Annotated in this window: 7 protein-coding genes; all 7 read left to right on the top strand. The window is 38.2% G+C overall.

Annotated elements, in window-relative coordinates; translation table 11 throughout:
• A partial coding sequence (locus tag ABVT42_RS20440; protein WP_353897794.1) for a hypothetical protein occupies window positions 1-1,201 on the top strand: 1,201 nt, incomplete at its 5' end.
• Window positions 1,194-1,424: a hypothetical protein gene (locus ABVT42_RS20435; protein ID WP_353897795.1), complete on the top strand. Its 231-nt coding sequence runs from the start codon at window positions 1,194-1,196 to the stop codon at window positions 1,422-1,424. The genes ABVT42_RS20440 and ABVT42_RS20435, both read left to right, overlap by 8 nt.
• 61 nt (window positions 1,425-1,485) lie before the next feature.
• Window positions 1,486-2,049: a hypothetical protein gene (locus ABVT42_RS20430; protein ID WP_353897796.1), complete on the top strand. Its 564-nt coding sequence runs from the start codon at window positions 1,486-1,488 to the stop codon at window positions 2,047-2,049.
• Between the two features lie 3 nt (window positions 2,050-2,052).
• Window positions 2,053-2,268, top strand: coding sequence for a hypothetical protein (locus tag ABVT42_RS20425; protein ID WP_353897797.1), 216 nt, complete (start codon window positions 2,053-2,055; stop codon window positions 2,266-2,268).
• A gap of 22 nt (window positions 2,269-2,290) precedes the next feature.
• Complete coding sequence (locus tag ABVT42_RS20420) at window positions 2,291-2,830, top strand: HNH endonuclease (RefSeq protein ID WP_353897798.1); 540 nt, start codon at window positions 2,291-2,293, stop codon at window positions 2,828-2,830.
• The gene (locus ABVT42_RS20415) at window positions 2,820-3,260 is read left to right on the top strand and encodes a DUF6985 domain-containing protein (RefSeq protein WP_353897799.1); all 441 of its coding nucleotides are present in this window, start codon (window positions 2,820-2,822) and stop codon (window positions 3,258-3,260) included. The genes ABVT42_RS20420 and ABVT42_RS20415 overlap by 11 nt, the downstream gene beginning before the upstream one ends.
• Before the next feature lie 45 nt (window positions 3,261-3,305).
• Entirely contained in the window at window positions 3,306-3,623 is a 318-nt protein-coding gene (locus ABVT42_RS20410) for a hypothetical protein (RefSeq protein ID WP_367024332.1), read from the top strand.
• Window positions 3,624-3,680 lie beyond the last annotated feature (57 nt).

Below are 3,680 nucleotides of genomic sequence, written 5' to 3'. Positions count from 1 at the left end.
CATGTTATTCGACCCATTCTACGTCAGATCGCGCAGCCGCAGGCGCTTTTTATTTGCCCCTTATTTTTTTGAAGCTAACCCCCTCGAATTTGAAATTAATACCGAATGTAAAACTCGTGATGATATCTTTATCAAGCAGTTTTTATGGCGACTGACCGACGAACAAAACTTCCCGCAGCACCTCTGGCGAATCGTCGAAAAAATTGGTCATTACCACGGTCTAACTATTCAATCCTGGTATACCGAGGATGATGTCATCAATGATTTAGTCCATCTCATCAAAATTCAAACAATTATTGTGTATAACTGTTTAATTCGAGATGAATATGAATTAGAGGGCTTCCTCGGTGATTATGGCTGGGGTGATAATCAAATCGAATACTTAGAGCGCTATCGGGCTGAAAATGGTGAGTATGATCCCAATTATTTTTGGCCATTGGAAGAATATTACAAATTGCTCGATACCAATCCCACCGCGGCAGGTATTGCTAAAAAGTTTCGTGAAAAGCATACGCGGCGGGTGGAGGCTGAGCGACGGTTAATTGTAAATAAAGCTAAACCTAAGGAAAAAGCAGATTATGATGCGAGTGTTGAACAATCAGGGAATATTATTGATAATGAGCGGACGCATCGTAGTGAGTTGGGGAGAGATGTTCCAAACACGTCAACCACCCATCAAACTCTTATGCAAGAAGGCGGATCAGTCTCTGGGTTACGATTTCCTAAATCTGAAGGTTTAGGGAGTCATGCAAGTATTGACGAGTTGTTAAATACAGGTTCTCTCCCTGGAGAAGTGGGTGTTACAGTCACTGATCGAACGGTAAGATTTGGTGATGTATATGATCTTAGTCAGCGATCAGGCGTTGAATTTTCGCTGGTAACAGAAAGAGTCGACGGTAAGTTGGTCAAAAGGCTCTATAGTGGTGATGCATTTACAAGTCCAGTACCTAGAGATAGTAGAATATTGGGTCACGCGCATCCGAATGAAGGGGTGATGCAACAACTACCGTCCAGGGCTGACATGAATATTCTAAACGACCGATATTTCGAACAATTACTTACTAATCCTTCTGCTAAACCACAACCAAGTAGAATATTTTGGGGAACTGGAGATTATGATAATACGTTGTTCTACCCTGGATTTGGTAAATCTTACAATCTTATTGAAACACCGAAAGGACTAAAGGTAATTTATGAGTAACAGTAAAAAGATTCCTACTGACTTGGATGACTACTTGTTTGGTAACGGGCTAACGATAGAAAATTATTTCGTTAGGGTTACTCCTTTCTCAGAAACTATTTGCTATCGAAACGGTGAAGGAAAAGAGTTCTACCTTACAGTCAATAATGATGAATTTGAGGAAAAACTAAGAAGTAGGCTTATTGAATTGGGATCTGAAATCGTAAGAGTGGGCGAGAAGTAACTACCACGGTTGAATGGGATGATGACGCAGTAAGTACACTGCGTCAGTTGTTCCAAACTCAATGAAGCTGAATTCTTATGGTCACTATACTGAAGATGGCCTATATCGTATTACTGCCGTTGAACGTACTCCAACTTTAGGAAAAACTTCTTCAATCAAGGAACTAATGGAAACAGGAGCATTTCCCGGAGATCTTCGTATCGCTGGTGAATCTGGTGTTGTACTAACAGATCGAACCGTTCGTTTTGGTGATATATATAAATTGGGAACATTAGGTGATCGAAGGGTTGAGTTTGCTTTAACAAGTGAAATTCGAGATGGCAAGCGTGTTAAAGTTTTATACAGCGGTACATTTAAGGATGTTGTTACTCCTAAGTCAGCTCGATTGATAGGGCATGTACATCCTAATACACACAAAAATCAAAGATGGCCTTCTCCGGGTGATATGAAAGTATTAAGTGCAAAGTACTTTAGGCAATTAGAAGTTAACCCGAATATTAAACCTCAACCATCTCGTATTTTTTGGGGCGAAGGAGATTTCGATAATACTATTTTCTTCCCAGGATATGGTAAAGAATATTCAAAAGAATTACTTGAAGCTATGAAACCTAAACTTAGGCATTAAACAATGAAATATTCAGAACAAGATATTGCTAATGAACTTTTTATTAACGGTAGAGATATCAATAACTACTATTTAGAAGAAATTGATGGAGACTATGCTATTACTCTTGTTAGAGAGGATGGTGTTGAGGGAAATTGGCTCATTGATGATGAAGAATTTAGGCTTGGAGTTATAGCTTTGTTAAAGAAAATGGGAGTTAAAATAATTAAACTAAATTAGTTTAAAATAGCAGTTAAAGAGCTTGCTCTTTAACTGCTCATTTGTTGTTCCAAACTACGGTGTTGGCGATGAGTTATCATCTAGTTTCATCGGGCCAAAACTTCCGAGATTGAGTAGTTATGATGACAGGATTAAATTAACACCGATAAATAATGGACATTGGACAGGCGTTAGAGGTGAGTCAAACTTCATATTTGATAATCCTGATATTCAAAAAATAATTCCAGATGGAATCGCGTATAAAAATGGTTATCCTGACTTTTCACCTGTTACTTTACATGAGGTTCGTCTGAAAGGAATTATGTCTCTAGATAGAGATACTAACTTTAAAGAAGCAAATCAAATGCTTGCTTCGCAACTTGGTGTTAAAGAAAAGGATATTTCAAAGTTTATGAAAAAGCATAAATATACGTGGCACGAAGTCGAAGATATGAGAACAATGCAGCTAGTCCCATCTTTTATTCATACTAACAAGGTTAAATCAATGGACTTTGGTGTGAAGTATGGGCATTTAGGTGGCATAGGTGAAAGAACACTACTGGAGCTAATCAATGGTGGTTAATGACAACGTATTAGGGAAGCTATCATATGATAGCTACTGGAAAAGAGGCTATTCAATAGACTTTTTTAATGATAGCGGTTCAGTTGAGCTAATAATACAGACCTTCGATGATGATGAAATAACTGATAATCAAAGAGACACCTTTACTCAGTTTGAAGCGAATAAGGACAAAATATTTCGTGATGTTGAAGAGGCCTTGTTCGAATATTATAACGAAAGTTTTAGAGATACAGGGCTCATGAAGGAAGCCGCAGATCTTAAAAACGTAATAAACTTAAGAAAAGTGAAGATAATGTCGACTGATGATGGTGAAGATAGAGAGTTGGGCTTTATTTTTGATGCTTCTTTCGATCCAGAGCTAGGTGTTGGAGTACTTGTCACGAATGAAACTGAAATTGAGGTTGACGTACAAGATATAGTCCTTGGCTAGGCTGTTGTTCCAAACAAAGTTGCTCAACCTGGCGATGCAAATTTTGTGGGACCATTACCTCAAGAAACTTCTACGGTGTTCCGCGTTCAAGGGGGAACTCATCCTGACAGAAGTAAGAGAAGTAAGTTTTTAATTGCAATTGATGAATCTGGTAACACGCAAATCAAAAGTGATAGGCTAAACATTAGTATTGGTGATGAGTCTCACGCTGATCATTTCTTGACGTTGAGACCTGGAGCTGAAGTTGTTTCGTTCAAAATTCCAAAGTGGATGGATGAGTTTATTGAGCAAGAGTCATGGGCTCAATATGGTGTGATTTCCCACATTAATGTCGAACCATTCAATCCTTTTCAGCCAAATTAACATCATCACTCAATTCTTCTTTATAACGTGAATTCGGGAAACTTAATTTTTCTGTAG

The sequence above is a fragment of the Aliikangiella maris genome, assembly GCF_040719265.1.
Classification (GTDB): domain Bacteria; phylum Pseudomonadota; class Gammaproteobacteria; order Enterobacterales; family Kangiellaceae; genus Aliikangiella; species Aliikangiella maris.
The sequence above is the reverse complement of the archived record's forward strand: the minus strand, read 5'-3'. Positions and strand labels throughout refer to the sequence as shown.

What these genes read in the sequence shown, in the direction of transcription:
- ABVT42_RS20435 (WP_353897795.1), top strand. Translation starts at nt 1,194, where the DNA reads ATGAGTAACAGTAAAAAGATTCCTACTGACTTGGATGACTACTTGTTT.
- ABVT42_RS20430 (WP_353897796.1), top strand. Translation starts at nt 1,486, where the DNA reads ATGAAGCTGAATTCTTATGGTCACTATACTGAAGATGGCCTATATCGT.
- ABVT42_RS20425 (WP_353897797.1), top strand. Translation starts at nt 2,053, where the DNA reads ATGAAATATTCAGAACAAGATATTGCTAATGAACTTTTTATTAACGGT.
- ABVT42_RS20415 (WP_353897799.1), top strand. Translation starts at nt 2,820, where the DNA reads ATGGTGGTTAATGACAACGTATTAGGGAAGCTATCATATGATAGCTAC.